The following is a 24,751-nucleotide window of genomic DNA, read 5'->3' as shown; positions in this document are numbered from 1 at the left end:
ACGGCCGCTCAGTGGTAATCGTCTTCCCGTTGATGCCGCACGGCAAGAATCGTGACTTGCTCCGCGGCTGCGACTTCGAACAGGAGAACATAGCCTGACGAGCCGAAAGACACGATCAGTTCGCGTAGAAACGGATTGCCATCGTCGATCTTGCGGCACGTGAACGGAAACATTCGAAGCATGGCCATACCTTGCTCGATTGCCTCTGCAGCCCGCGCCGCCACGTCAACATCACGCTCGAGCAGGTATCGATACAGTCGCATCAGGTCTTCACGCGCTGCCCGCGTATATCGGACCCGGTAGATCAATCAGCCGCCTTCGCCGCGCGCGCGACTTTCAGCATGCCCTCGAGTTCGGCCTGCACGTCCGCGGCTTCGACGTATTCACCGGTACGACGCGCCTCGTCGCGCGACGCCAGACCACGGGCCACAAACTCGCGCTGCAGGCGCCGTCGCGCAATGCCATCGCGCAACGCCGACTCCATGAACGCGGACAGCGTCTCGTTTTCCGCCAGTACCGATTCCGCCTCTTCACGCAGTTTGGGATCGACCCGCAGTGCGGGCATCGTGGCTGTTTTCATCGCAACCTCCATGCATTACATATGTAATGCATGGTAGCACACTGGCATGATCGCGGGCAGTCGGCCATTTGGCATAGCCGACGCATCAAACAGAGGGTCCGGCTTGCATTCCTCTCACGCCCGCGCCGCCACCATCCCCCGCTCCGAGCGCGTCCACGCGACCAGCGCGCCGATCCCGAGCAGCGTGAGGCACACGATCGGCACGATCATCGGCCCGAACGCGGTGCCCGTCGCCTTGCCCGCGAACGGCATCAGGTTCTGGCTGAAGAAGCCGCCGAGGTTGCCGATCGAGTTGATCGCCGCGACGCTCGCGGCCGCCCGCGCGCCGGTGAAATAGCGCGGCGGCATCGACCAGAAGCATGGATACAGCAGCGGAATGCACGCGCCGCCGAGCACGAGCGCGATGAAGCGCAACGGCGTCGACGGCAGCACGAGGCTCAGCAGGAAGCCGAGCGCGCCCAGCGCCGCGACGATCGCGATCGTGCGCAGGATGCTCTTCGCGCGACGCAGCTTCGCCGGCAGCCACACCAGCAACACCACGGCGAGCGCCCACGGCAGCATGCTCAGGAACCCGTTCGTCGTGCTCGACACGCCGAACGATTTCACGAGCGTCGGCAGCCAGTACGTGACGCCGTACAGCGACGTCGACATCAGCATGTAGGTTGCTGCGAACAGCATCACGCGCGGATCGAGCAACGCCTTCCACGGCTGACCGTGCTCGGCCTGCGCCGGCTTCTCGCGCTCCAGCGCGGCCGCGACGATCTGCTTCTCGCGCTCGTCGAGAAACGGCGCCTCGCGGAACGATGCGGGCAGCACGCGAAACACGACGATCGCGACGATCACCGCCGGAATGCCCGTCGCGACGAACACCCACTGCCAGCCCGCCAGCCCCCACACGCCGTTCAGGCTCAGCAGCACGCCGCCGACCAGCGAGCCGAGCATGTTCGCGAGCGCACTGCCGAGCGTGAAGATGCCGAGCACCTTCGCGCGGTAGCTCTGCGGAAACCACAGCGTCAGGTAATAGATCACGCCCGGATAGAAGCCGGCCTCGGCGATGCCGAGCAGGAAGCGCAGCGAGCAGAGCGCGGGCATCGACGTCGTGAAGCCCATCAGCACCGTGATGAGCCCCCACGTCAGCATGATCCGCGCGAGCCATACGCGTGCGCCGTAGCGATGCAGCGCAAGCGTGCTCGGCACCTCGAACAGCAGGTAGCCGATGAAGAACAGCGACGACGCGAGCCCGAACGCGGCTTCCGTCATGCCGAGGCTGTGCACCATCTGCAGTTTCGCGAAACCGACGTTCTGCCGGTCGATGAACGCGATCAGGAACATCACGACGAGGATGGGCAGCAGGCGCCGCGCCATCTTCGACATGATGCGCTGTTCTTCGGCGGACGCGGGGTCCAGGGTGTCGGTAGCGTTCACTTCAGGCTCCTTGGGTGAATCGGTTGCGTGTCGGTTGGATCGGCGCCGCGCGTGACGAACGCGCGGGCACGGGGTGTTTCGATGAATGGGGCACGGCGGCCGGCGGCGCTCAACCCGACCGGTAGTCGTCGAGCATCGGCGCGAACATCTCGTGCCACGCGCGCGGCTTCGCCTTGATCGTGCCGGCCAGGTACAGGAATTCGACGTAGTCCATCAGCTGGTTCGGCAGCACCGAGAAGCGCGTGTCGGGCGCGGCGAGCATCCGCATCACGTCGTCGTGCGACACGCCGACGCCCGACGACGCCGCGTAGAGCGCGGCCGCCGCGCGCGGGTCCTGCGCGATCAGGCGGTTTGCTTCGTCGAGCGCGCCGAGAAACGCGACGGCCAGCGCGGGCTCCGCATCGACGAGCCGCTTCGGCGCGAACACGACGTCGAGCGTCAGCGGGCCGAGCACGTCGACCGAGCTCACCACGCGATGGATGCCCGGCTGCCGCAACTCGAGCGTCGAGAACGGCGGCGACGTGAAATGCGCGGTCACGCCGTTCTCGCGGCGGATCAGCGCCTGCATCGCCTGCGGATGCGGCAGGTTCACGGTGATCGAATCGAGCTGCGCGAAATGCGTGGCGCCAAGCTGCCGGCTCGCGACCATCTGCAGCACGACCGCCGACAGCGACGTGCGGATGCCCGGCACCGCGATCCGGTCGGACGGCGTGAAGTCGCGCAGCGACACGAGGCCGGGACGGTTCGCGTTCAGCGACAGCGACGTGGTCGACAGCCCGCTGATGCCGATCACCTCGACGTTCGGAATGCCGCGCGCCCGCGCCCATAGTTCGATGAAACCCGGCGCGCCGGCGCCCGCGAAATCGAGCGTGCCGGCCATCATCGCGTCGTTGACGGAATTGCCGCCGTCGAGCAGCACCCATTCGACCGCGACGTCGCGCACGCCGTGGCGCGCCGCATGCCGCTCGAACAGCCGCTGCTTCTCCATCACGAGCAGCGGCAGGTACAGCACGCCATAGCCTTTCGAGATCCGCACCGTGCGCGGCTTCGCGCGCACCAGCGCCGGCGCGGCGAGCATGCCGAGCCCGGCGGCGATCAGTGCGCGGCGGCGCGGCGACGTCGTCATGCGCGTGCTGCCGTGCGGCGGACGACCGACGGCCCCGCGCAGGCCGGCGTGACGCCGCGGCGCGCGTTCGTCGTGCCCGTGACATGCTGCATGTTGCCGTCTCCTTGAATATTTCTGGTATTAATGCCGCCTTGCGTACTGCTTCCGGCTCGACACAGGTTATCGACCGAGTCTGAGAAAATGCTGACATCCCGGCCCCGGGGAAACCCCTAATCCACCTACCTGCGAACGGCACCATGCGCATTCTCGTCGTGGAGGACGATGCCGAAATCGGCGCGGCGATCCGCAGCCGTCTGGCCCGGCTCGGCCACGCCGTCGATCTCGAAACCGACGGCGCGACCGCGAACGGGCTGCTGCGCGTCGAGCGCTTCGATCTCGTCGTGCTCGATGCGAACCTGCCCGGCATGGACGGCTTCACCGTCCTGCGCAATCTGCGCGCGTCGGGCAGCACGACGCCCGTGCTGCTCGTCACCGCCCGCTCGGCGATCGACGACCGCGTGAGCGGCCTCGGCCTCGGCGCGGACGACTACCTCGTGAAGCCGTTCGACTATCGCGAACTCGACGCGCGCGTGCAAGCGCTCCTGCGCCGCAACAGCGGCCACGCGAACGACGTGCTGACGCTCGGCGGCCTCGTGATCGACCGCAGCAGCCGCCTCGCGGAACTCGACGGCCAGCCGCTGTCGCTGTCGCGCCAGGAGTTCGCGCTGCTCGAAATCCTCGCGAGCCGACCGCAGCGCATCTTCTCGAAGGAAGAACTGCTGAACCAGTTGTTCAGCTTCGGCAACGAGCCGACCGCGAACGCGGTCGAGCAATACGTGACGCGCGTGCGCCGGAAGCTGCAGGGCAGCTCGGTCGAGATCCGCACCGCACGCGGGATGGGGTATCAGATTGCGGCGCATTGACTGGTTCCCGAAGACGCTGTTCGGGCGCACGCTGCTGTTCATCGCGCTCGTCGTCGCGACCGGCGCGCTCGCGCTCGCGGCGATCGCGCGCTACTACGCGGGCGTCGCGGCCGAACGCGCATACGACCAGTTGCTGGCGGGCGCATCGATCCAGGTCGCGGAAAACCTCTACGTGCAAGGCGGCGTGCTCGCGCTGAATCCGCCGGTCGCCGCGCTGTCGACACTGTCGCGCTACGACCTCGTCTACTACAAGGTGGTCGATTCGCGCGGCGTCGTCGTGGCCGGCTACAACGATCTCGCGAGCCCCGCGACGCTCGCCGCCGCGAAGCAGGGGCCCGCGTTCGCGAATGCCGTCTATCAGGGGCACCGGGTCCGTACTGCAACGATCGCGCGCTACATGCCCGAGGAAAGCACGCCGGGCTGGGCGCTCGTGACGGTTGCGCAGACAACCAACGCGCGCCAGCAGCTGACGAACGACATGAGCATCAAGGTATGGACGCTGATCCTGCTGATGAGCGTGCTCGCAATCGGCGCAAGCGGCCTCGCGATCCGGCGCGGCCTGCGCCCGCTCGCGCAGATCGGCACGATCATCGCCGCGCGCGACCCGGCCGACCTGCGGCCGGTGGCCGTCGATACGCCGAGCGAGATCGACGCGATCATCGGGTCGATCAACGGGCTGATGCGGCGGCTCGCCGAGCGGATCAACGCGATGCAGCGCTTCATCGCCGACGCCGCACACCAGATGCGCACGCCGCTCGCGCGGCTCGACGCGCAGATCGAGCTGCTCGACGGCGAATCCGATCCCGCGCGTCATGCGGCGCGGCTCGATGCGCTGCGCGCGACCTGTTCGGACGTCGGCCGGCTCACCGGCCAGTTGCTCAATCATGCGATGGTGATTCATCGCACCGAGGCCGTACCGCTGCAACCCGTCGAACTCGTCGCGCTCGCGAAAGAGGTCCTCGGCCGGACGATTCCGCTCGCCGGCGAACGCGACGTCGCGGTTGCGTTCGCGAGCGACGCGCCGCTCGCATGGATCGACGGCGATGCGATCAGCCTGCAGGAAGCGCTGTCGAACGTGCTGCACAACGCGCTGCTGCACGGCCATGCGGACGACATCGTCGTGTCGGTCGCGACCATCGGTAACGTGGATCGAGCGGTGACGCTGACCGTCACCGACAACGGGCACGGGATGCCGCGCGAGCACTGGGACGCGGCGTTGCAGCCGTTCGTGCGCATCGCGCCGGACGGCAGCGAGCGGCGCACGGGGTCGGGACTCGGGCTCGCGATCGTGCAGGAAGTGATGAAGGCGCACGGCGGGCGCGTCGGGTTCGCGTTTCCCGATGCGGGCGGGTTCGCGGTGGTGTTGACGTTTCCGCGGGCGGCAGGCACCGCCGCGGAAAACGCGCCATGGACCGTCAGCACCTGAGCGCACGGCGTAATGCAGTTCCCTGCCCGCGTCACGCCTTGTGCGTCGACAACAAAATGCTCGTCTCGGTATTCGCGATCCCGTCGATCAACCGGATCGCGCCGAGCACGTGATCGAAGTGTTCGAGCGAATCGGCATGCAGCTCGGCGACGAGATCCCAGCGCCCGTTCGTGCTGTGGATCGACGCGACGTTCGGATGCCCGCGCAGCACCTTCACCACTTCCGCGCCGCGATTGCCCTGCACCGCGATCGACATCAGCGCGCGGATCCGGTGCCGTTCGGCCGCCGGCTTGAGCCGCACCGTATAGCCGACGATCACGCCGTTTTTCTCGAGCCGCGTGAGCCGATTCTGCACGGTCGCGCGCGCCACGCGCAATTCCTTCGCCAAGGCGACGACAGGCAGTCGCGCGTTGTCGCGCAGCAGCGCGATGAGCTGACGGTCGACGTCGTCGAGCGTGATCATGAACGGCCTTCCTGTTGAGCGTGAACCGGCCGCCAGCGTGCCGGAGGCGGCCCGTTCCGACTAGCGCAAATTAATCAAACTGCCGGAATGGGCTGGCAATTTGCAAAGTCTACCGATGAATCTGCCACTTTTGCCGTCTTTTTGTTGGCCCGACTCACGGAAATAATGTTTCCATCGACCGGCCGACGTGCCGCGCCGCCGCTTTTTCAGGAAGCCCGGATTCGCGCCGACGCCCCGCCCGGTCGACCAGAACGCCGGACACCCGTACCGGCACCGAATATGGAGACAGACCGATGACTCGCTTCCTCGACGTTCCCGCCACCGCCCGCCTGATCGCCCAGACAGGCGTCACGACGTTCCTGCGCGAACTCGTCGACACGCTGCGCGCCGATTACCTGCAGTGGGCCGATTTCGACAAGTCGCCGCGCGTCGCATGCCACTCGCGCGACGGCGTGATCGAACTGATGCCCGTCGCGAACGCGTCGTTGTTCGCGTTCAAATACGTGAACGGCCACCCCGTCAATGCGGCGCGCGGCATGCACACGGTGATGGCGTTCGGCGCGCTCGCCGAAGTCGATACCGGCTACCCGCTGCTGCTCGCCGAGCTCACGCTCACCACCGCGCTGCGCACGGCCGCGACGTCGGTGCTCGCCGCGCAGGCACTCGCACGGCCCGATTCGCGCACGATGGCGCTGATCGGCAACGGCGCGCAAAGCGAATTCCAGGCGATCGCGTTCCACTCGCTGCTCGGCATCGACGAAATCCGCGTGTTCGACGTCGATCCGCACGCGACCGACAAGCTCGTGCAAAACCTCGCCGCGTACCCGACGTTGCGCGTCGTGCGCGCGGCATCGACCGCCGACGCCGTGCGCGGCGCCGACATCGTGACAAGCGTCACCGCCGACAAGGCGTACGCGACGATCGTCACGGCCGACATGATCGAACCCGGCATGCATCTGAACGCCGTCGGCGGCGATTGCCCGGGCAAGACCGAACTCGAGGCGGGCGTGCTGAAAGCGGGCCGCGTCTTCGTCGAATTCGAGCCGCAGTCGCGCATCGAGGGCGAGATCCAGCAGATGCCGGCCGACTTCCCCGTCGTCGAGTTGTGGCGCGTGCTGCAGGGCGAGACGACCGGCCGCGAACGCGCGGACGAGGTCACGGTGTTCGACTCGGTCGGCTTCGCACTCGAGGATTACTCGGCGCTGCGCTACCTGTACGCACTCGCGCAGCAGCACAACGCGGGCGTCGAGATCGCCCTGATTCCGCCGGCCGTCGATCCGAAGAACCTGTTCGCGCTGATCGACGACCCGGCCGCGGTCGCGCACGGCCACGCGGCGTTCGTGACCGAAGCCGTCGCCACGTTCGCGCGCTGACCGTCATGCGCGGGCGGCCCGTGCGCCGCCCGTTTTCCTGCCCTTCGCTTCCGCCCTTCATGAATCTCGTATCGATCCAGGCGCCGTCCGCCGTCGTGATGATCCGGCCGCACCGCTTCCTGCCGAACCCGCAGACCGCCGCCGACAACGCGTTCCAGCGCACGGCCGGCAGCGGCGCGGGCGACACGCCGGCGGTGTCGGCCGCCGCGCGCGACGAAGTCACGGCCGCCGCGCGAACGCTCGCCGAGGCGGGCGTGCGCGTGCACGTGTTCGACGACCACGGCGAGCGCGACACGCCCGATTCGGTGTTCCCGAACAACTGGTTCTCGACGCACCCGGGCGGCCATATCGCGCTGTATCCGATGCACAGCCCGAACCGCCGCCGCGAGCGGCGTGCGGACGTGATCGAGATGTTGAAGGCCGAGTACCGCGTGCAGGACGTGATCGACTACTCGGGTCTCGAATACGACGACGTGTTCCTGGAAGGCACCGGCGCGATGGTGCTCGACCACGTCGCGCGGATCGCGTATACCGCGCGCTCGCGGCGTGCCGATCCGGTCGCGCTCGAACGCTTCTGCACCAACTTCAACTTCGAGCCGATCTGCTTCGACACGGCCGATGCGAACGGAAAGCCGATCTATCATACGAACGTGATGATGAGCGTCGCCACCGAATTCGCGATGGTCGGCCTCGACCTGATCGCCGATAGCCGCCGCCGCGGCGAGATCGCGCAACGCCTGACCGAAACGGGACGCGCCGTGATCGCGCTCGATCCATCGCAAATCGCGAATTTCGCGGGCAATACGCTGGAATTGTCGGGCAAGGATGGCCGCGTGCTCGCGCTGTCGCGGCGCGCGTTCGACTGTCTCACGCGCGAGCAGCGCACCGCGATCGAGCGCTCCGCTCGGCTGCTGCCGCTCGACGTGCCGACGATCGAACTGGCCGGCGGGTCGGTGCGCTGCATGCTCGCGGGGATTCATCTCGCGCGGCGGGTAACCGTGCCGGATGCGATCGCCGTGGCACCGGCCGCGTCGCCACGCGAGACGGCGCCGCAGCGCTGATCGGCAGGCTTGCCAAGCGCAAACGGCTGCCGATGCGATGCGCCGGCAGCCGTTCTCGTATTCGAAGGGTGTTGAATCGACAACGTCGAGGAATGCTCCGGGATCCGAACGATACCGGAGCACACCGCGCCGCTCATCCGCCCAGCAGCTTCAACCCCGCCGGCAGCGTTTCGCCGAACACGCGCACCGTATCGGCTTCATCGAACGCGATCGCTTCACGAACCATGTCGATCCACGCCGCCGATGCATTCGCGGCCGACAGGCGCTTGATGACGGCCTCGCGCGTGTCGTCCGGCAGGTCGCGTGAGCGGTCGCCCGTCATCCGCGCAATCTGTGCCGCCGCGAACGCAGCGGGCTCGACCTGCTTCCAGTCGAGCGAGAACAGCGCATCGAGCCAGCCGTCGACGATTTCCGCCGGCACGACGCTGTGCGCGCTGCCGTAGAACGGCCGACGCGCGCCGATCCGCCCGAGCGCCCACGCACACAACGCGCGTTCGGCCGGCTTCTGCAATTGCACGATCAGGCGCTCGGCCAGTTCGACCTTGCGCTCGACGGGCAGCCGTTCGAGCGATGCCGACAGCCGTGTCATGTCGGCCGGCCCGACCTTGGCCGGATCGAACGGCAGCTTGCGTCGCTTGTCGTCGGACGGTTCGAGGAATGCGATCGCGTCGCGCACCTGCGTCTGCGCAGCGTCGTCGAGGCCGCCGGCCACGCGCCGCCACAGCGTCCACCACTCGGACCACACCTGGGCGTCGGTCACGTATTGAATGCCGTCGTCGAACAGCGGCCACAGCTGCTCGATACGCCACGCATCGAGCGGATGGCCGAAACCCGGACGCAGGCAATACCCGGCAAGGTTCAGCCACGCGCGCTCGTGATCGGCCGAGCGACGCCGCCGCCGCGCCCGTGCAAGCAACGCGTCGAACAGTTCGCGTGCGAGTGCGACGTCCCAGTCTTCGCGGGCGCCGAGTACCTGTTCGAGTTGCGCGCGCAACCGGCGCGTGTCCTTCGGCGTGACGCCCGCGGCCTTGCTGCCGAACGAGCGCTCGATCAGCTCGATCGCCTGGTCGAGACGCGGATGCCGCGCGGGCGCGGCATCGTCGCCGTGAACCGGCGCATCGCCGCGCAACTGGAATTCGAGCCGCCAGCGGCGCGCCGCGTCGTCGGTCGCGATGCAATGCATTTCGAGCGTGCCGACCTCGGTCAGCGACGCGGTAAGCTTCACCGGCGTTTCGCGTGCGTCGCCGGCCGCCTTCGCATCGACGACCGTCGCGATCGGCGGCAACCGCACGAAATCGCCGCCGTCGAGATCGACGAGATCGCCGGGTCGATACTTCGTCTCGGCCACCGTCGACACGAGGTGGAAACGCACCGGCTGCCCGAGTTGCAGCGCGAACGTGCGATCGTCGAGCCGGATCTCGCGGCCCTCTTCCGCGCCGCGCGGCAACAGGCAGACGCCGCGCGCGGCGGAATCGTCCGCGCCGTCGTCGAGCACGAGGAAATAGCTGCGCGCGGAGCCGCCGCCGATGCGCGGCGCATGCCCGGCACGCGCGAGCCCGTAGGCCACCGCGCCGCGCGCGACGGCCACGTCGGGATGCGCGTTGTGCAGCACGTCGAGCGGCGCGCCGCGCCACGAACCGAGCGTCTGAGCGAGACGGCCGGCAAGCGCGCCCGCGCGGAACACGCCGCCGTTGAGCAGCAGCGTGTCCGGCAGCGGACCTTCCGCATGACGCTTCAGGAACGCGGCGACGTGGCGCGTGACGGCCGCATCGCTCGCATACGGCAAGCCGAATTCGACGATCGCCGCGCGCGCCCGGCGCGGCAGTTCGCCGGCATCGACCTGCGGAAAGAATCCGTCGACGACGATCTGCTCGACTTCCTGCCGTGTCAGCTCGGCCGAGCGTGCACCGCCGACGAGCTTGCTGCCCGCGCCGAGCAGCGTGACGGTCACGGATGCCGGCGCGTCGTCGCCGAGGAGCCGCTCTTTCGCCGCGCGGCAGCGCTCGACGAGTTGCGACAGGCTCGCGGCCGACAGCCGCGTACCGGGCTCGGTCAGCCGCGTCTCGACCAGGCGCGCGAGCGCAAGGTCCATGTTGTCGCCGCCGAGCATCAGATGGTTGCCGACGCCGACGCGCGTGAAGGTCGGCTCTCCGCCGTCGCCCGGCGCGACGTCGACGAGCGTGAGGTCGGTCGTGCCACCGCCGACGTCGCAAATCAGCACGCGCCGCGCCGCGGCGAACGTCTCGCGCAACGTGTCGCGCTGGCCGTACAGCCAGTCGTAGAACGCGGCCTGCGGCTCTTCCAGCAATCGCAGCGCCGGCAGCTTCGCGCGTCGCGCGGCCTCGACGGTCAACGCGCGCGCGCCGTCGTCGAACGACGCGGGCACCGTCAGGATCACGTCCTGCTTCGCGAGCGGCGCATCGGGAAAGTGCGCGTCCCACGCGTCGCGCACATGCGCGAGATAGCTCGCGCTCGCATCGACCGGCGACACCTTGTCGACGCCGTCGGCCGCGCCCCACGGCAGAATCGCCGCGAGCCGGTCGACCGACGCGTGCGACAGCCAGCTCTTCGCGCTCGTCACGAGCCGGCCCGGCACCTGCGCGCCGAGCGTGCGCGCGTAGCGGCCGATCACGGCCGGCGGCGCGGCGCCCGCGGCGCTATCACGACCGGCTGACCCGCCGTCGCGACCGCCGCCCGAACGGGCGCCCGCGGCACGCGCGCCAGCCGTCTGCCACGGCAAGCGCAACGCGTCCGGCGGCAGCTCCCCCGCCGCCGGGTGATAGCGCACCGACGGCAACAGCGGCTGCGCGGCCACCGCACCGGGGCCGACCAGTTGCTCGACGTCGAACACGCGGATCGCGTCGGAACCGGCCTCGACGTATGCGACGACCGTGTTGCTCGTGCCGAGGTCGATGCCGACCGTATAACGCTTCATCGCGCTCAGGCGGCGCCGCGCACGTCGAACTCGACCTTCCAGCGCTCGTTCGTGCCGCTCGGGATCGCCTCGAGTTCGAGCGTGCCGGCTTCGGTCACGCGCGCATGCAGCTTCACCGGCACGACTTCGCCGACCGTACGCCCTTGGGCGGGCAGCGTCGCCTGGATTTCCTCCAGTTCCTGCAGCTCTTCCGGCGACCAGTAGTCGAGCAGCGTGCCGACCTGATCCTGACGGCGCACCGACGAACCGAAGAAGCGGAACTGCACCGGTTCGCCGACGACGAGGCCGAACTCCTGCGGCGGCAGCGCCGCGTCCGAACCTTCCTCCATCCCGAACGGCGCGACGCACAGCGCCTGCACGGGCGGCTCGAGCCCCGGCACCGCGGGCATCGCCGATTCGATCGCGACGTAGTACGCGCGCGCCGTGCCGCCGCGAATGCGCACGCCACGGCCGCGCTTCACGTAGCCGTAATACGCCGCGCCGCGCGCGACCGCGAGATCGAGATCGGCGCCTTCGAGCAGGCGCGCGGGCGGCGCGCCTTCGGCGGCGAGCCAGCCGTTGAGCGTGTCGAGCACGCGCTGCGTGAGCAGCGTGGACTTGAACACGCCGCCGTTGAACAGCACGGCGGTCGGATGCAGGAACGTCGCGCCCTGCGGCAGCGTGCGCTGCACGCCTTCGAGCGTGTCGAGCGCCGCGACCTGACGACCGAGGAACGCCGCGAGATGGCGCGTGATGCCGGCGTCCTGCGCATACGGCAAGCCGAGCTGCGTCAGGCCGACGCGCGCGCGGCTCACCGGGCGAGCGGCGGCATCGACTTGCGGGAAGAAGCCTTCGAGGATCGTCTGCGTGAGTTCCGCGCGCGTCAGTTCGGTGCGGATCGAGCCGCCGATCAGCTTCGAGCCGCGGCTCGGCACGACGAGCGGCACCGCGTCGGTCGTCGGATCGGACAGCAGCGTTTCCTTGGCCGAGCGGCACGCGTAGGTCAGCGCGCGCAGTTGCCACGGATCGGCCTGCGTGCCCTGCTGCGCGAGCTTGCGTGCGACCACGTGCGCGAGCGCGAGGTCCATGTTGTCGCCGCCGAGCAGGATGTGCTCGCCGACGGCCACGCGATGCAGTTCGAGATTGCCGTCGCGCTCGACCACCGCGATCAGCGACAGGTCGGTCGTGCCGCCGCCGACGTCGACGCACAGGATCAGGTCGCCGACCTGCACCTGCTTGCGCCAGCCGCCCTGGCTCTTCTGGATCCAGCTGTACAGCGCGGCCTGCGGCTCTTCCAGCAGCGTCATCCGCGAGTAGCCGGCGGCACGCGCGGCTTCCGCCGTCAGTTCGCGCGCGGCCGGGTCGAACGACGCGGGGATCGTGACCGTCACGTCCTGATCGGCGAACGGCGCGTCGGGATGCGCGTGGTCCCACGCCTCGCGCAGGTGCGTCAGGTAGCGGATCGAGCTTTCCAGCGGCGACACGCGCGCCACTTCCGGCGGGGCATCGCTCGGCAGGATCGCCGCGCGACGATCGACGCCCGGGTGGCACAGCCAGCTCTTCGCGCTCGATACGAGGCGGATCGGCGTGCCGGCGCCGCGCGTGCGCGCCATTTCGCCGACCGCGAAGCCGCGCGAATCCGTCCACGGCAGCGTCAGGTCGCCCTGCGTCAGTTCGCTTTCATGCGGCAGATAGAGGAACGACGGCAGCAGGTCGCGCGATTCCAGCGCGCCGGGCGCGGTGAGCTGCGCGATCGGCAGCACCTGCTGCACGATCTTTTCGCCATCGCTCGTGCTGCTGTCGACGTACGACAGCGCGCAATGGGTCGTCCCGAGGTCGATACCGATCGAATAGCGCGGATCGCTCACAGTTCCACCTCCGCCGGTGCGACCACCGATGCGTCGTGGCTGCCCGTCAGCTTCGGCAGGCGCACGTCGGACACGCGCCAGCCGCGATGGCTGACGGTGCCGGTAAACGGCGCGGAGCCGACCACGTTGCCCGTCACGCGCACGGCCGTCGCGTCGAAGCCGGCCGGCAGCGTCACGCGGCTGCCTTCCGCTTCGTCGCGCACCGGCACGATCGTGAAGTGTTCGCGCAGCGCGGCGCGGCAGCCGTCGTGCACGAGGCGCGCGGCCGCGCCGATGTCGGCGTCCGCGTAGCCGGCGATGTCTTCCTCGACGAAATCGATGAAGCGCGCATCGCGTTGCAGCAGGCCGAGCAGTTGCAGCGCGGCCTGCGGGCTCGCTTCGCGCAGCTCGGGGGCCGACGCCTTCACCGGCGCGGGTGCGACGGGCGCGGCAGCCGGCGCCGGGGTCGGCGCGACCGGGGCCGGGGCGCCGTCGCGCACGCGCAGCACGTCGGCGGCGAACTCGCGATTGCCGAGCACGGAGAAGAACGTGCCGACGGCCAGCGACAGCCGGCCGAAGAAGGACAGGTTGGATTCGGGCATGGGGTCTGGACTCCTGTGGGCTCGCGGCACGGCGAGCGATCTTGCCTGGGCGCCCGGCGAGCAGCGTGCGGAATACGCACTGCCGCCGCCCGGCGCGTGATTCGAACGCGCCCTCGCGGGTGCGGAAAACCCGTATTTTGCCCTGTGACGGGCGAACCGGTCAGAAGTTGGGGGACGGAACACGGCGGCGCGGTGGTTTCGGCGGCGCCGGATCATGCCGGATCGCACGTCAGGCGTGATCGATCGCGATGCTGCGCCGCGTCAGCGCGTGTAACCCCGCAGAGCAGCCTTCGCTTCGAAATCGCGCGACAGCATGCCGAGCGTGACTTCGCCGAAGCGCGCCAGCAACGACGCTTCGGCATCCTTAAGCGTCGCCGAGAGATGCGCGTTGACTGCCTGCTCGACCAGGCATTCGGGCTCGTCCTCAGGCACGAGATCGGAAAACAGCGGCGGCTCGCCCACCGCGCGATAGACGTCGAGCAGCGTGATGTCGTCCAGCGCGACGCTCAGCACCCAGCCGCCACCGTGCCCTTTCTCCGACTGCACGTAGCCGCAGTCGCGCAACCCGCCGAGCAGGCGCCGCACGACCACCGGATTCGTGCACAGCATCGTCGCGATCGTCTCCGACGTCAGCGGGCCGTCGGCCTGGTCCATGTGGATCAGCGCATGCAGCATGCGCGACAAACGGCTGTCGGTTCTCACAAGCGGGACTCCCCTTTCTCGAAACTTCTGAAGTTGCATGAATGATACCATCGCCCTATCATGCAACTTCTCGTGTTTCATGAGTTGACCGCCCGCAGAGCACGGGGTCATTCACGCAGGTTCAGAAAGGAGTTGATGCATGCATTCCCATCATGAAGTGATCGTGATCGGCGGCAGCTTTGCCGGGTTGTCGGCCGCGATGCAACTGGCGCGGGCACGCCGCCGCGTGCTCGTGATCGACGCCGGCCGGCCGCGCAACCGCTTTGCCGAACACGCACACGGCTTCTTCGGGCAGGACGGCAAGCCGCCCGCGCAGATCGTCGCCGAGGCGAGCGCGCAGCTCGCCGCGTATCCGACCGTGCAGCGTATCGACGGCGAGGCTCGCACCGCCGAACGCGACGCGGACGGGCGCTTGCACGTGACGCTGGCCGACGGCAGCCGCGCGAGCGCCGACCGGCTGATCCTCGCGACCGGCATCCGCGACGAACTGCCGGCGCTGCCGGGGCTCGCCGAACGCTGGGGCATCACCGTGCTGCACTGCCCGTACTGCCACGGGTACGAGGTCAGCGGCCGGCGGCTCGGCGTGCTCGCCACGCATCCGCTGTCGGTCCACCAGGCGATCCTGATTCCGGACTGGGGCCCGACGACCTGGTTCACGCAGGGCGTGGTCGACGCGAACGAGGAAGAAGCCGCGTTGCTCGCTGCGCGCGGCGTGCGCATCGAGCGCGCGCCGGTCGTGGAGATCCTCGGCGATGCGCCGCGTATCGACGCGCTGCGGCTCGCCGACGGGCAGGTCGTGCCGATCGACGCGTTGTTCATCGGCGCGCGTACCGACATGGCGAGCGACCTCGCGCAGCAGCTCGGCTGCGCGTTCGACGAAGGGCCGCTCGGCACCGCAATTCGCGTCGATACGTGGAAGCAGACCAGCGTCGCCGGCGTGTATGCGGCCGGCGACGCGTCGAGCCTGATGACCAATGCGACGTTCGCATCGGCATCGGGCGTGGCGGCCGGCGTGGGCGTACACCGGTCGCTGATTTTCGGGCTGGACGCGTAAGTGGGTGGGCAGCCGGGCGTCACGATCGATTCGGAACACTCGATGTAGCGGGCGACGTTCCGGCGATCCTCGTCGCCGCCGCCCGGCGCCACGCCGATGGCTTCGCCGCGCGATGTGCGGTTTAATGTTCGACATCATCCGCATTAAGAGCCATGAAATGCTCGACCTCGACGACCTCCGACTCGTCCGCGCGATCGGCACGTCGCGATCCCTTGCCGCCGCCGCCCGGCTGCTCGACCTCACGCCGCCCGCGGTCACGATTCGCCTGCAGCGAATGGAGGCACGCCTGGACGCAAGGCTCGCCGTGCGGCAGCCGAAAGGCATCGCGCTGACCGACGAAGGGCAGCGGCTGTACCAGGAAGCCGTCGGCATTCTCGAGCGCGTGGAGGCGCTGCCGGTCAGCATCGCGGGCGATCACGGCGACGTGCAGGGTACGCTGCGCGTCGTCGCCCCGCTCGGCTTCGGCCGCAAGTACGTCGCCCGGATCGTGCGCGACGTGCAGCGTGCGCATCCGAAACTCGAAATCTCGCTCCACCTGTCGGAAAGCCCGTTGACCAGCGCATCGGGCGCCGACGTGGTCGTCCATGTCGGTAGCCTCAAGTCGTCGTCGTGGATCGGCTATCCGCTCGCGCCCAACGAGCGCTTCCTGTGTGCGAGCCCCGCTTACGCGCGCCGCATCAAGGACCTGAACCATCCGTCCGACCTGACGCGCTACGATTGCCTGTGCCTGCGCGAGAACGACGAAGACATCCCGCGCTGGCGCTTCTCGCCCGGTAGCGGCGTCAAGGGCGAATCGCGACGGTCTGCCGTCATCCGCGTCACCGGCGCGCTGTCGTCCAACGACGGCACCGTCATCACCGAATGGGCGCTGGCCGGGCTCGGCATCGTCGAACGCTCCGAGTGGGACGTCGCGCCGCTGCTCGCGAACGGCAAGCTCGTGCGGCTGCTGCCCGGCTGGAGCCTGCCGCCCGCGCCGGTGACGGCGCTGTTGCCGTCGCGCACCGGCCGCTCCGCGCGGCAGCGGGTGTTTCTCGATGCCGCGCGGCAGTTTCTCGATCCGCCGCCGTGGCGCGGCAAAGCGTGAGCCGGGGCGCGATCCGCGAGATTTGGCACATTAAACTCGGCTTAATGGCAGATTAGTCCCGCATTAAACACGATGCGAGGCAACCGCCCTACAGTGTCCGCATCGGCAACCCCGCAATCGGACGCACCGTGGACCTTCACACCCTCAACACCCCGGCCGCATTGATCGATGTCGGCCGCATGCAGCGCAACATCGCGCGCATGCAGACGCATCTGGACGCACTCGGCGTGCGGTTCCGGCCGCACGTCAAGACCACCAAATGCCGGCACGTCGTCGACGCGCAGATCGCGGCGGGCGCGCAGGGCATCACGGTGTCGACGCTCAAGGAAGCCGAGCAGTTCTTCGCGGACGGCATCCGCGACATCGTCTACGCGGTCGGCATGGTGCCCGCCAGGCTCGGCCAGGCGCTGGCGCTGCGCCGGCAAGGCTGCGACCTGAAGATCGTCGCCGACAGCCTGCCGGCGGCGCACGCAATCGCCGCCTTCGGGCGCGAGCACGGCGAACGTTTCGACGTATGGATCGAGATCGACGTCGACGGCCACCGTTCGGGCGTCCCGCCCGAGTCCGACCTGCTGATCGACGTCGGCCGCGCGCTGACCGACGGCGGCATGCTGCTCGGCGGCGTGCTGGCTCACGCGGGCTCCAGCTACGAATACGACACGCACGAAGCGCTGGTCGCGATCGCCGAACAGGAACGCAGCCGCACCGTTCGGGCCGCGGAGCGCCTGAGGGCGGCCGGGTTGCCGTGCCCGGTCGTGAGTATCGGGTCGACGCCCACCGCGCTGGCGGCGGAACGGCTCGACGGCGTGACCGAAGTGCGCGCCGGCGTGTACGTGATGTTCGACCTCGTGATGCACAACATCGGCGTGTGCGAACTGTCCGACATCGCGCTGACGGTGCTGACCACCGTCATCGGTCACCAGGAAGAGAAAGGCTGGGCGATCGTCGACGCGGGCTGGATGGCGATGAGCCGCGACCGCGGCACGCAGCGCCAGGCGCGCGATTTCGGCTACGGCCAGATCTGCACCGAAGCCGGCGAAGTGCTCGGCGACTACGTGATGAGCGCCGCCAACCAGGAACACGGGATCGTGTCGCGCTCGGGCGCGCCGGATACGGGTATCGCGCAGCGGTTTCCGATCGGCACGCGCCTGCGCATCCTGCCGAATCACGCGTGCGCCACCGGCGCGCAACATCCCGACTATCAGGCCGTTGGCGACGACGGCGACACGCAGACGTGGCCGCGCTTCTACGGCTGGTGAGCGAAGCCCGGCGTCCATGTCGTATCGTCCAAGAATTGACAATTAATCCAATTCTGGACAAACTTTAAACATTCTCGATTCGTCTCGTGCCCAACAGGCACCCCGACCATGCCGACCGACGCCCGTCTCCTTCTCCTCGACCGCGATGCCGTCGAGCCCGCCCTGCAGGCCGCGCAAGTGATGGCGGCCGTTCGCGAAGCCTTCGTGCTGCACAGTGAAAGGGCCGGACGCGTATTCCCGGTGGTGCGCGAGAAGCTGCATACCGGCGGCGTGTTCGGCATCAAGTCGGGCGACGTCGCCGGTCAGGATCTGCTCGGCTTCAAGGCCGCCGGGTTCTGGCCGGGCAACCGGGCGCGCGGCGGCGAGCCGCATCAGGCCACCGTCGCACTGTTCGATCCGGCGACGGGCAGGCCGCTGTGCATCATGGACGGCAACGCAATCACCACCGCGCGGACCGGCGCCGCGGGCGGCCTCGGGCTGCAACTGCTCGCGCGCCGCGACAGCACTCGGATATGCGTGTTCGGCACGGGCGTGCAGGCGCGCGTGCAGCTCGACTACGCGCTCAGCCTGCTGCCGCGGCGGTGCACGGTGCAGTACGTGAACGTCGGCGGCGAGCCGGACCCGGCGTTCGAATCGCGCTTCGTCGAACGGTGCGAAATCGGCGCGGCGCGCGACCGGAACGATGCGGTCGCCAATAGCGACGTGGTGATCACGGCCACGCCCGGCGGCGGCGCGTTGTTCGACGCGGATGCGGTTCAGCCGGGCACCCACTTGACCTGCGTGGGCGCCGATACCGCGGGCAAGCGCGAACTTCCGGCAGGCGTGCTGGAACGCGCGCGCATCGTCGTGGACGATCACGAGCAGGCGCGCAGCATCGGCGAGTGCCAGTGGGCGCCCGATTTGCCGCGTACGGAAATCGGTGACATCCTCGCGGGTGCGACATCGGTCAGCCGTGCCGCGCACGAAATCACCGTCTTCGACATGACCGGGCTCGCGCTTCAGGACCTGACCGTCGCGCGCTTCCTGTATCGGCACGCCCTCGACAACGGCACCGGAACCTCCGTTCCGTGGCCCTGGTAAAACGACTTTCCGCTTTCGATCGCCATGCGTCTCGCCAATGTCTCCGCCCTCTCGTTCGACCTCGACGACACCGTGTGGCCGTTCGGGCCGTCCGTCGTCCGGGCCGAGGCGGCGCTTCGCGCATGGCTGATCGAGCATGCGCCCAATACCGCGAGCGTGCTGTCGACGCAACATGCACTCGGTGCGCTACGTGAGGAATACGAACGTTCATGCCCGGATCTCGCCGGCGACTATCGCGCGATGAGAATCGGGTCGATCCGGCTCGCGCTGGAACGCGCGAACGAAGACGTCTCGCTGACCGACCGTGCTTACGACGTCTTCTATGCGGCGCGCAACCGCGTCGAATTCTACGAAGACGCGCTGCCGGCGCTGGCGTGGTTGAGCGCCCGCTTTCCGTTGATCGCCGTCACCAACGGCAACGCGGATCTCCGGCTGACCGGCGGCGGAGAATTCTTCCGCACGACGCTCAGCGCGCGTGCATTCGGCTTCGCAAAGCCGGAGCCCGAGATCTTCCATGCGGCGGCGGACGCACTCGACGTACGTCCGGCCGAATTGCTGCATGTCGGCGACGACTTCCACCTCGATATCGTCGGCGCGTTGAATGCGGGGCTTCAGGCCGCGTGGGTCGTGCGCGAGCCGCGGGCGGAAGGAGAACAGGCTTCGCCGCATCCGGCGACGCCGCATCTTACGTTGCGCGACCTGGCGATGCTGTGCCGTGCGCTCGGCGGACCTGATACGGTGTCCTGATCATGGGCGAACGAGGCGGGTCATGCCGATGCGGCACATGACCCACCACTCGTTTCACGCCGCCTTCCTCGTCTCCGCGATCCGCTGCGGCGCCTTCGGCCGCGCATACAGCCGTTCGAGATACGCGCGCAATTGCGGGAACGGTTCGATCAAGTGGCATTCGCTCGCCCAGTCGATCAGGTAGGCCGTCACGCAATCGGCCACCGTCAGCGTATCGCCGACGATGAACTCGCGCCCTTCGAGATGCTTGTCGAGAATCACGGCCATCGTGGCGAAATCCTCGCGCGCCAGTTCGATATCGGCCGGCGAGCGCTTCTCCGGCGGATAGAGGAACGTATGCCGCGTGATCCGCCACAGCGGCTGCTCGAGCTCCGTCACCGCGAACATGACCCACCGATAGGCCTCCGCCCGCAGCGCCGGATCGACGGGCAGCAGCGCCTTCTCCGGATACTTGTCCGCGAGATACAGCACGATCGCGGCGGATTCGGGAATCACGAGGTCGCCGTCCACCAGCACGGGCACCTTGCCGGCCGGATTGAGGCGCAGGAATTCGGGCCGCTTGTGCTCGCCCTCGAGCAGGTTGACCGACACGAATTCGAAATCCGCATCCAGTTCCTTCAGCCCCCACAGCGCCCGTTGCGAGCGGGTGCCGGCAAATCCGTAAAGCTTCATCGCCAATCTCCATCCAGAATGTCGGAAAGATGTCTGCGGCCGGGCCGCCGCGCGTCGAACGAAGCGACGTGCCGTGCCCGGCATCGCGCGTCGCTCATGCGCCGGGAATCGCCAGCACCGGCATCACGTCGATCGACACGCCCGGGAACAGCGTGAAATGCGGATGACCTTCGAACAACGCGGCGGCCGCGTCGTGCGACGCCGCCCGCACGACGGTAAAGCCGCTCAGTGCATTGGCCGTGTCGTGGATGCCGCCTGCGTCGATGGTCTTGGTCTTGCCGAGCGGCCCGCCCAGCTCGACGATCGCGTCGCGATGGCGCTCGACCCACGCATGCCATGCTGCAATGCCGTCGCGCTCGCGCGTGCGCCGCTCTTCCTCCGCCAGCGCGAGCCAGGCCTTCATCGCGGGGCTATCCTTGGTCCCGAGAAATACGGCGAGATACAACTGTTGTTGCGCACTCATGCCTTCTCCTCCGATGACGGACACGGCGGGTTGCCGCGCCTCGACCTTGACAAGATAGGTTGATATCAACACAATTGCAACATGGCACGAAAAGAAAAGCTTCCCTTCGAAACGACGCTGATGGTGCGCGATTGCTGCCTGTGCCTGCACATGCAGCGCGCGGCGCGCAATCTGGCGCGCATCTTCGACGATGTGCTGCGCCCGCTGGATCTCACCAACGGCCAGTTTTCGCTGCTGATGTCGTTGAACCGGCCGCAACCGGCCCCGATGAAATCGGTCGCGTCGCTACTCGCGATGGACCGCACCACGCTCACCGCGGCGCTCAAGCCGCTCGAGCGGCGCGGCCTCGTCACGATCGCGCAGGATCCGGACGACCGGCGCAGCCGCCTGCTCGAGCTGACCCCGGCCGGACACGACCTGCTGGCCGAAGCGTTCCCGCTGTGGCGGCACGCGCATGCCGAGATCGAGCGGCCGTTCGCGCCGGACGAAGTCGATCAGTTGCGCGGCCAGTTGCGCACGCTGTCGATCGATCCGGGTTCGCGCGACTGAGCCGGCGCACGGATCGCGCCGCGGCGGTCGCGCGCACTTCCTGCCACGCGCTGTCAGCAGACATGGCCGGCCCCCGTCGCACCGCCCGATTCGGTGGCAATATCGCTCGGCACGACAACCGATCCGGTATCCACAAGGAGACGAACATGGGCAACAACGAGAAAGGCGCGACTTTCCGCTCGCTTCACCGTGCAGGCCAGCCGCTGGCGCTGTTCAACGTGTGGGACGCCGGCAGTGCGCGCGCGGTGGCCGACGCCGGCGCCGCCGCGCTGGCGACCGGCAGCTGGTCGGTCGCCGCTGCCAACGGTTTCGCCGACGGCGAGCAGATGCCGCGCGCACTGATGATGGAGGTGCTGGAGCGGATCGTGCGCGCGACGGACTTGCCCGTCACCGTCGATCTCGAAAGCGGCTACGGCGAGCGGCCGGAGGATGTCGCCGAGACGATCGCGATGAGCATCCGGGCCGGCGCGATCGGCTGCAATCTCGAAGACAGCGTTCCGTCGACGGGCGAACTGCGCGACGTCGACGCCGCGTCGGCCCGTCTCGCGGCGGCCCGGCAGGCGGCCGATCGCGCGGGCGCCGACTACTTCATCAACGCGCGCACCGACGTGTTTTTCGTCGCGGCAGCCGATACGCACGACGAACGCTTGCTCGATGCGACGCTGACACGCGCCCGCGCTTATGCGGCGGCCGGCGCCGACGGCCTGTTCGTGCCGGGCCTGCGCTCCCCGGCGCTCATTCGCGCACTGACGGCCGCGTCGCCGCTGCCGGTGAACGTGATGCGCGTCGCGGAAACGCCGACGCTCGCCGACCTCGCGGAATACGGCGTGGCGCGCATCAGCCACGGGCCGTATCCGTACCTGCAGGCGATGAAGACGCTGGCGGCGCTGGTCAAGCAAGGCGTCTGACGGATTCACGGGGCGGGGCGGCGGGCGTCCACCGCCGCCCCGTCAAACGATTACATCGCATGTAATTGGCGCGCGACGCGCCCGCTTCTACGCTTCGGGTGTCGCGCCGCCCTTCCGGCAGCGCCCATCGCCCGGAGACATCATGTCCGCCTATCCGCTTCATACGATCGATTCCGCGCCGGCCGAATCGAAGCCCGTCCTCCAGCAACTCCGGCAAGCCTTTGGCGCGGTCCCGAACATCGCGGCGGCAATGGCCGCGTCGCCGGTGCTGATCAACGGCTTCATCGGCCTGTTCGAGCGCGTGCACGCGAGCAGTCTCACCGAGCCGCAGATCCAGATACTCCTGCTCACCAACGCGGTCACGAACGCGAGCGAGTGGCCGGTCGCTTTCCATACGGCGCTCGCGCTGAAACAAGGCGTGCCCACGGCCGACGTCGATGCGATCCGGCGCGGCGAGTTGCCCGCCGACGCGACACTGGCCGCGCTGTCGGCCGCGGCGCGCGCACTGATCGACACCCGCGGCCGCCTCGCCGATACCGACCGCCGATCGTTCTTCGATGCCGGCTTTACCGCCGAGCAGTTGCTGGAAGTCATCGCCGTGGTGGCCGCGTCGACGATCACGAACTACGTCGGCAGCGTCGCGCAGCCGGCGCTCGAAGCGCCGTTCGACGCTTTCGCGTGGCATGCACACGCCGCGTGAGTTCGATATAGTCGTTCGCGTCGATCACGGAACGACCAGGGAACGCCGATGAACACCCGCCGCCGCGCCTCGAACTCACCGCCGCATGAACTGGGCCGGTTGCTGCGCGACTGGCGCGACGTGCGTGGCGTGAGCCAGCTCGACCTGTCGCTCGACGCGGGGATCTCGCAGCGTCAGATCAGCTTCATCGAAAGCGGGCGCAGCGTGCCGGGCCGCGACACGCTGCTGACGCTCGCGCAGTCGCTCGACGTGCCGCTGCGCGAGCGCAACGCGCTGCTGCTGGCGGCCGGCTATGCGCCGATGTATTCGGAAGCGCCGTGGGATGCGCAGGAGATGCACGGCGTGATCCGCGCGCTCGAACGGGTCGTGCGCCAGCACGAGCCGTTTCCGGCGATCGTGATGGATCGTCACTGGAACGTGCTGATGACCAACGATGCGGCGCCGCGCTTTTTCGGGTGCTTCATCGACATGCCGGCGCGCGACGGGCCGCGCAACCTGCTGCGTCTGATGTTCGATCCGCACGGCATGCGGCCGTTCGTGGCCGACTGGAGCACCGTGTCGCGCAGCCTGCTGCAGCGCGTGCACCGCGAATCGGTGGGCCGCGTGATCGACGACGGCACGCGGCGCCTGCTCGACGACCTGCTCGCCTGCCCCGATACGCCGCGCGACTGGAACACGCCGCCGGCGCCGGCCGCCTCGCCCTCGCTGCCGGTCGTCCCGATCGGCTTCATCCACGAAGGCGTCGTGCTGCGTTACTTCTCGCTGGTCACGACGATCGGCACGCCGCAAGGCGCGGCCGCGCAGGAATTACGCATGGAATGCATGTTTCCCGTCGACGATGCGACCGACGCGCGCCACCGGCAGTTGCTCGACGCACACGCGCCGGTGCGCTGACGGTGCTCAGGATTCCTTGACGAAATCGATGAACGCGCGCAGCGCCGGCGGCACGAGACGCCGCCCGGGATAGTACAAAAACGGGCCCGAGAACGGCCGCCACCACGGTTCGAGCACAGGTTCGAGCGCGCCGCTGTCGAAATGCGGGCGCAGCCAGTCTTCGAACAGATACACGATGCCCGTAGCGGCGATCGCCGCATCGACCATCAGCTCCGTCGCCCCGCCGATCTGCACCAGCAGCGGGCCGGCGGCCGGCTCGACCCGCACGACCTCGCCGTCGTGCTCGAACTCCCACGGCGGCATCGCGCCGCTGGCGAAGCGCCCGCGCAGGCACCGATGGTCGAGCAGGTCGCGCGGATGCCGCGGCCGGCCGTGCCGGTCGAGATAGCCGGGCGCCGCCGCGGTCGCGAATCGCTGGATGCGCGGGCCGATCGGCACCGCGATCATGTCCTGTTCGAGCCGTTCGTCGTAGCGGATACCCGCGTCGCATCCGACCGCCAGCACGTCGACGAAATTTTCGTCGGCGATCACTTCCAGCCGGATATCCGGATACGCCTCGAGAAAGCGCGGCACGATCGCAGGCAGCACGAGCCGCGATGCGCTGACCGGCACGTTGAGCTTCAGCGTGCCGGCCGGTCGGTCCCGAAATTCGTCGATACCGTCGAGCGCCGCCGCCACCTCGGTCAGGGCGGGGCCGAGGCGCGCGAGCAGGCGTTCGCCGGCTTCGGTGGGCACGACGCTGCGCGTCGTGCGGTGCAGCAGCCGCACGCCGAGCCGCGCTTCCAGCCGGCGCACGGCCTCGCTCAGCCCCGACGCGCTGAGGCCCGTCATGCGTGCGGCGTCGCGGAATCCGCTGGCGCGTGCCACGGCCATGAACGCGTTCAGATCGCCCAGATCGGTTTGCATTGTTCGCCTTTTCG

At 68.7% G+C, this 24,751-nt stretch carries 25 protein-coding genes; 13 read left to right on the top strand and 12 right to left on the bottom strand.

What is annotated here, in order from left to right:
* Nucleotides 1–8 precede the first annotated feature (8 nt).
* The 4 genes from CFB46_RS21955 to CFB46_RS21940 all read right to left on the bottom strand — a co-directional run bounded on the left by CFB46_RS21955 (nucleotide 9) and on the right by CFB46_RS21940 (nucleotide 3,131).
* Nucleotides 9–308 carry a type II toxin-antitoxin system RelE/ParE family toxin gene (locus tag CFB46_RS21955; protein ID WP_089501264.1) on the bottom strand — a complete coding sequence of 100 codons (300 nt, stop codon included), beginning with the start codon at nucleotides 306–308 and terminating at the stop codon, nucleotides 9–11.
* Complete coding sequence (locus CFB46_RS21950; RefSeq protein WP_027782310.1) at nucleotides 305–580, bottom strand: YlcI/YnfO family protein; 276 nt, start codon at nucleotides 578–580, stop codon at nucleotides 305–307. Before CFB46_RS21950 ends, CFB46_RS21955 begins: the two co-directional genes overlap by 4 nt.
* Before the next feature lie 114 nt (nucleotides 581–694).
* Nucleotides 695–2,005 (bottom strand): MFS transporter, encoded by a 1,311-nt coding sequence (locus tag CFB46_RS21945; protein ID WP_089501263.1) that lies wholly within the window; start codon nucleotides 2,003–2,005, stop codon nucleotides 695–697.
* A gap of 109 nt (nucleotides 2,006–2,114) precedes the next feature.
* Entirely contained in the window at nucleotides 2,115–3,131 is a 1,017-nt protein-coding gene (locus tag CFB46_RS21940; protein ID WP_089501262.1) for an ABC transporter substrate-binding protein, read from the bottom strand.
* Nucleotides 3,132–3,367: 236 nt separating this feature from the next.
* On the opposite strand from CFB46_RS21940, the gene CFB46_RS21935 reads away from it, so the two are divergent.
* Both CFB46_RS21935 and CFB46_RS21930 read left to right on the top strand, forming a co-directional pair.
* Nucleotides 3,368–4,033, top strand: coding sequence for a response regulator transcription factor (locus CFB46_RS21935; RefSeq protein WP_027782307.1), 666 nt, complete (start codon nucleotides 3,368–3,370; stop codon nucleotides 4,031–4,033).
* The gene (locus CFB46_RS21930) at nucleotides 4,020–5,459 is read left to right on the top strand and encodes a sensor histidine kinase (RefSeq protein ID WP_089501261.1); all 1,440 of its coding nucleotides are present in this window, start codon (nucleotides 4,020–4,022) and stop codon (nucleotides 5,457–5,459) included. Before CFB46_RS21935 ends, CFB46_RS21930 begins: the two co-directional genes overlap by 14 nt.
* A 31-nt stretch (nucleotides 5,460–5,490) precedes the next feature.
* Here the strand turns inward: CFB46_RS21930 and CFB46_RS21925 are convergent, their stop codons facing one another.
* A complete protein-coding gene (locus tag CFB46_RS21925; RefSeq protein ID WP_089501260.1) occupies nucleotides 5,491–5,922 on the bottom strand; it encodes an Lrp/AsnC family transcriptional regulator in 432 nt (143 codons plus the stop codon).
* A gap of 293 nt (nucleotides 5,923–6,215) precedes the next feature.
* On the opposite strand from CFB46_RS21925, the gene CFB46_RS21920 reads away from it, so the two are divergent.
* Nucleotides 6,216–7,295 carry an ornithine cyclodeaminase gene (locus CFB46_RS21920; RefSeq protein WP_089501259.1) on the top strand — a complete coding sequence of 360 codons (1,080 nt, stop codon included), beginning with the start codon at nucleotides 6,216–6,218 and terminating at the stop codon, nucleotides 7,293–7,295.
* Between the two features lie 59 nt (nucleotides 7,296–7,354).
* Entirely contained in the window at nucleotides 7,355–8,356 is a 1,002-nt protein-coding gene (gene ctlX, locus CFB46_RS21915; protein WP_227789616.1) for a citrulline utilization hydrolase CtlX, read from the top strand.
* A 133-nt stretch (nucleotides 8,357–8,489) separates the two neighbouring features.
* Here ctlX and CFB46_RS21910 read toward each other — a convergent pair whose 3' ends face one another.
* The 4 genes from CFB46_RS21910 to CFB46_RS21895 form a co-directional block, all read right to left on the bottom strand.
* On the bottom strand, nucleotides 8,490–11,291 hold the full coding sequence (locus CFB46_RS21910) for an Hsp70 family protein (RefSeq protein ID WP_089501258.1): 2,802 nt from the start codon (nucleotides 11,289–11,291) through the stop codon (nucleotides 8,490–8,492).
* Nucleotides 11,292–11,296: 5 nt separating this feature from the next.
* The gene (locus CFB46_RS21905) at nucleotides 11,297–13,138 is read right to left on the bottom strand and encodes an Hsp70 family protein (RefSeq protein WP_089501257.1); all 1,842 of its coding nucleotides are present in this window, start codon (nucleotides 13,136–13,138) and stop codon (nucleotides 11,297–11,299) included.
* Nucleotides 13,135–13,719, bottom strand: a complete 585-nt coding sequence (locus CFB46_RS21900; RefSeq protein ID WP_089501256.1) for a DUF2760 domain-containing protein — start codon at nucleotides 13,717–13,719, stop codon at nucleotides 13,135–13,137. The genes CFB46_RS21905 and CFB46_RS21900 overlap by 4 nt, the downstream gene beginning before the upstream one ends.
* A gap of 261 nt (nucleotides 13,720–13,980) precedes the next feature.
* Nucleotides 13,981–14,421 (bottom strand): RrF2 family transcriptional regulator, encoded by a 441-nt coding sequence (locus CFB46_RS21895; RefSeq protein ID WP_027782301.1) that lies wholly within the window; start codon nucleotides 14,419–14,421, stop codon nucleotides 13,981–13,983.
* A gap of 139 nt (nucleotides 14,422–14,560) precedes the next feature.
* Between CFB46_RS21895 and CFB46_RS21890 the strand changes: the two genes are divergently transcribed.
* From CFB46_RS21890 to CFB46_RS21870, 5 genes are all read left to right on the top strand, one after another.
* On the top strand, nucleotides 14,561–15,475 hold the full coding sequence (locus tag CFB46_RS21890; protein ID WP_089501255.1) for an NAD(P)/FAD-dependent oxidoreductase: 915 nt from the start codon (nucleotides 14,561–14,563) through the stop codon (nucleotides 15,473–15,475).
* 124 nt (nucleotides 15,476–15,599) lie between these two features.
* A complete protein-coding gene (locus CFB46_RS21885) occupies nucleotides 15,600–16,559 on the top strand; it encodes a LysR substrate-binding domain-containing protein (RefSeq protein WP_089501254.1) in 960 nt (319 codons plus the stop codon).
* A 128-nt stretch (nucleotides 16,560–16,687) separates the two neighbouring features.
* On the top strand, nucleotides 16,688–17,818 hold the full coding sequence (locus CFB46_RS21880) for a DSD1 family PLP-dependent enzyme (RefSeq protein WP_089501253.1): 1,131 nt from the start codon (nucleotides 16,688–16,690) through the stop codon (nucleotides 17,816–17,818).
* 108 nt (nucleotides 17,819–17,926) lie between these two features.
* Entirely contained in the window at nucleotides 17,927–18,898 is a 972-nt protein-coding gene (locus tag CFB46_RS21875; RefSeq protein ID WP_089501252.1) for an ornithine cyclodeaminase family protein, read from the top strand.
* A 24-nt stretch (nucleotides 18,899–18,922) separates the two neighbouring features.
* Nucleotides 18,923–19,645 carry an HAD family hydrolase gene (locus CFB46_RS21870; RefSeq protein WP_089501251.1) on the top strand — a complete coding sequence of 241 codons (723 nt, stop codon included), beginning with the start codon at nucleotides 18,923–18,925 and terminating at the stop codon, nucleotides 19,643–19,645.
* Between the two features lie 54 nt (nucleotides 19,646–19,699).
* Here CFB46_RS21870 and CFB46_RS21865 read toward each other — a convergent pair whose 3' ends face one another.
* Together CFB46_RS21865 and CFB46_RS21860 are read right to left on the bottom strand one after the other, a co-directional pair.
* Nucleotides 19,700–20,317 carry a glutathione S-transferase family protein gene (locus CFB46_RS21865; protein ID WP_089501250.1) on the bottom strand — a complete coding sequence of 206 codons (618 nt, stop codon included), beginning with the start codon at nucleotides 20,315–20,317 and terminating at the stop codon, nucleotides 19,700–19,702.
* A gap of 94 nt (nucleotides 20,318–20,411) precedes the next feature.
* Nucleotides 20,412–20,780 carry a YciI family protein gene (locus CFB46_RS21860; protein WP_027782294.1) on the bottom strand — a complete coding sequence of 123 codons (369 nt, stop codon included), beginning with the start codon at nucleotides 20,778–20,780 and terminating at the stop codon, nucleotides 20,412–20,414.
* Between the two features lie 81 nt (nucleotides 20,781–20,861).
* Between CFB46_RS21860 and CFB46_RS21855 the strand changes: the two genes are divergently transcribed.
* From CFB46_RS21855 to CFB46_RS21840, 4 genes are all read left to right on the top strand, one after another.
* Nucleotides 20,862–21,329: a MarR family winged helix-turn-helix transcriptional regulator gene (locus tag CFB46_RS21855; RefSeq protein WP_089501249.1), complete on the top strand. Its 468-nt coding sequence runs from the start codon at nucleotides 20,862–20,864 to the stop codon at nucleotides 21,327–21,329.
* Between the two features lie 146 nt (nucleotides 21,330–21,475).
* Nucleotides 21,476–22,237, top strand: a complete 762-nt coding sequence (locus CFB46_RS21850; RefSeq protein ID WP_089501248.1) for an isocitrate lyase/PEP mutase family protein — start codon at nucleotides 21,476–21,478, stop codon at nucleotides 22,235–22,237.
* Between the two features lie 142 nt (nucleotides 22,238–22,379).
* The gene (locus tag CFB46_RS21845; RefSeq protein WP_089501247.1) at nucleotides 22,380–22,937 is read left to right on the top strand and encodes a carboxymuconolactone decarboxylase family protein; all 558 of its coding nucleotides are present in this window, start codon (nucleotides 22,380–22,382) and stop codon (nucleotides 22,935–22,937) included.
* Nucleotides 22,938–22,985: 48 nt separating this feature from the next.
* Nucleotides 22,986–23,831: a helix-turn-helix domain-containing protein gene (locus tag CFB46_RS21840; protein ID WP_089501246.1), complete on the top strand. Its 846-nt coding sequence runs from the start codon at nucleotides 22,986–22,988 to the stop codon at nucleotides 23,829–23,831.
* Between the two features lie 6 nt (nucleotides 23,832–23,837).
* Here CFB46_RS21840 and CFB46_RS21835 read toward each other — a convergent pair whose 3' ends face one another.
* Entirely contained in the window at nucleotides 23,838–24,737 is a 900-nt protein-coding gene (locus CFB46_RS21835; protein ID WP_089501245.1) for a LysR family transcriptional regulator, read from the bottom strand.
* Nucleotides 24,738–24,751: the final 14 nt, after the last annotated feature.

Origin of the sequence: Burkholderia sp. HI2761, assembly GCF_002223355.1 — a bacterium.
GTDB lineage: Bacteria > Pseudomonadota > Gammaproteobacteria > Burkholderiales > Burkholderiaceae > Burkholderia.
Note: the sequence above shows the minus strand (reverse complement) of the source record. Positions and strands in the feature narration are given on the sequence as shown.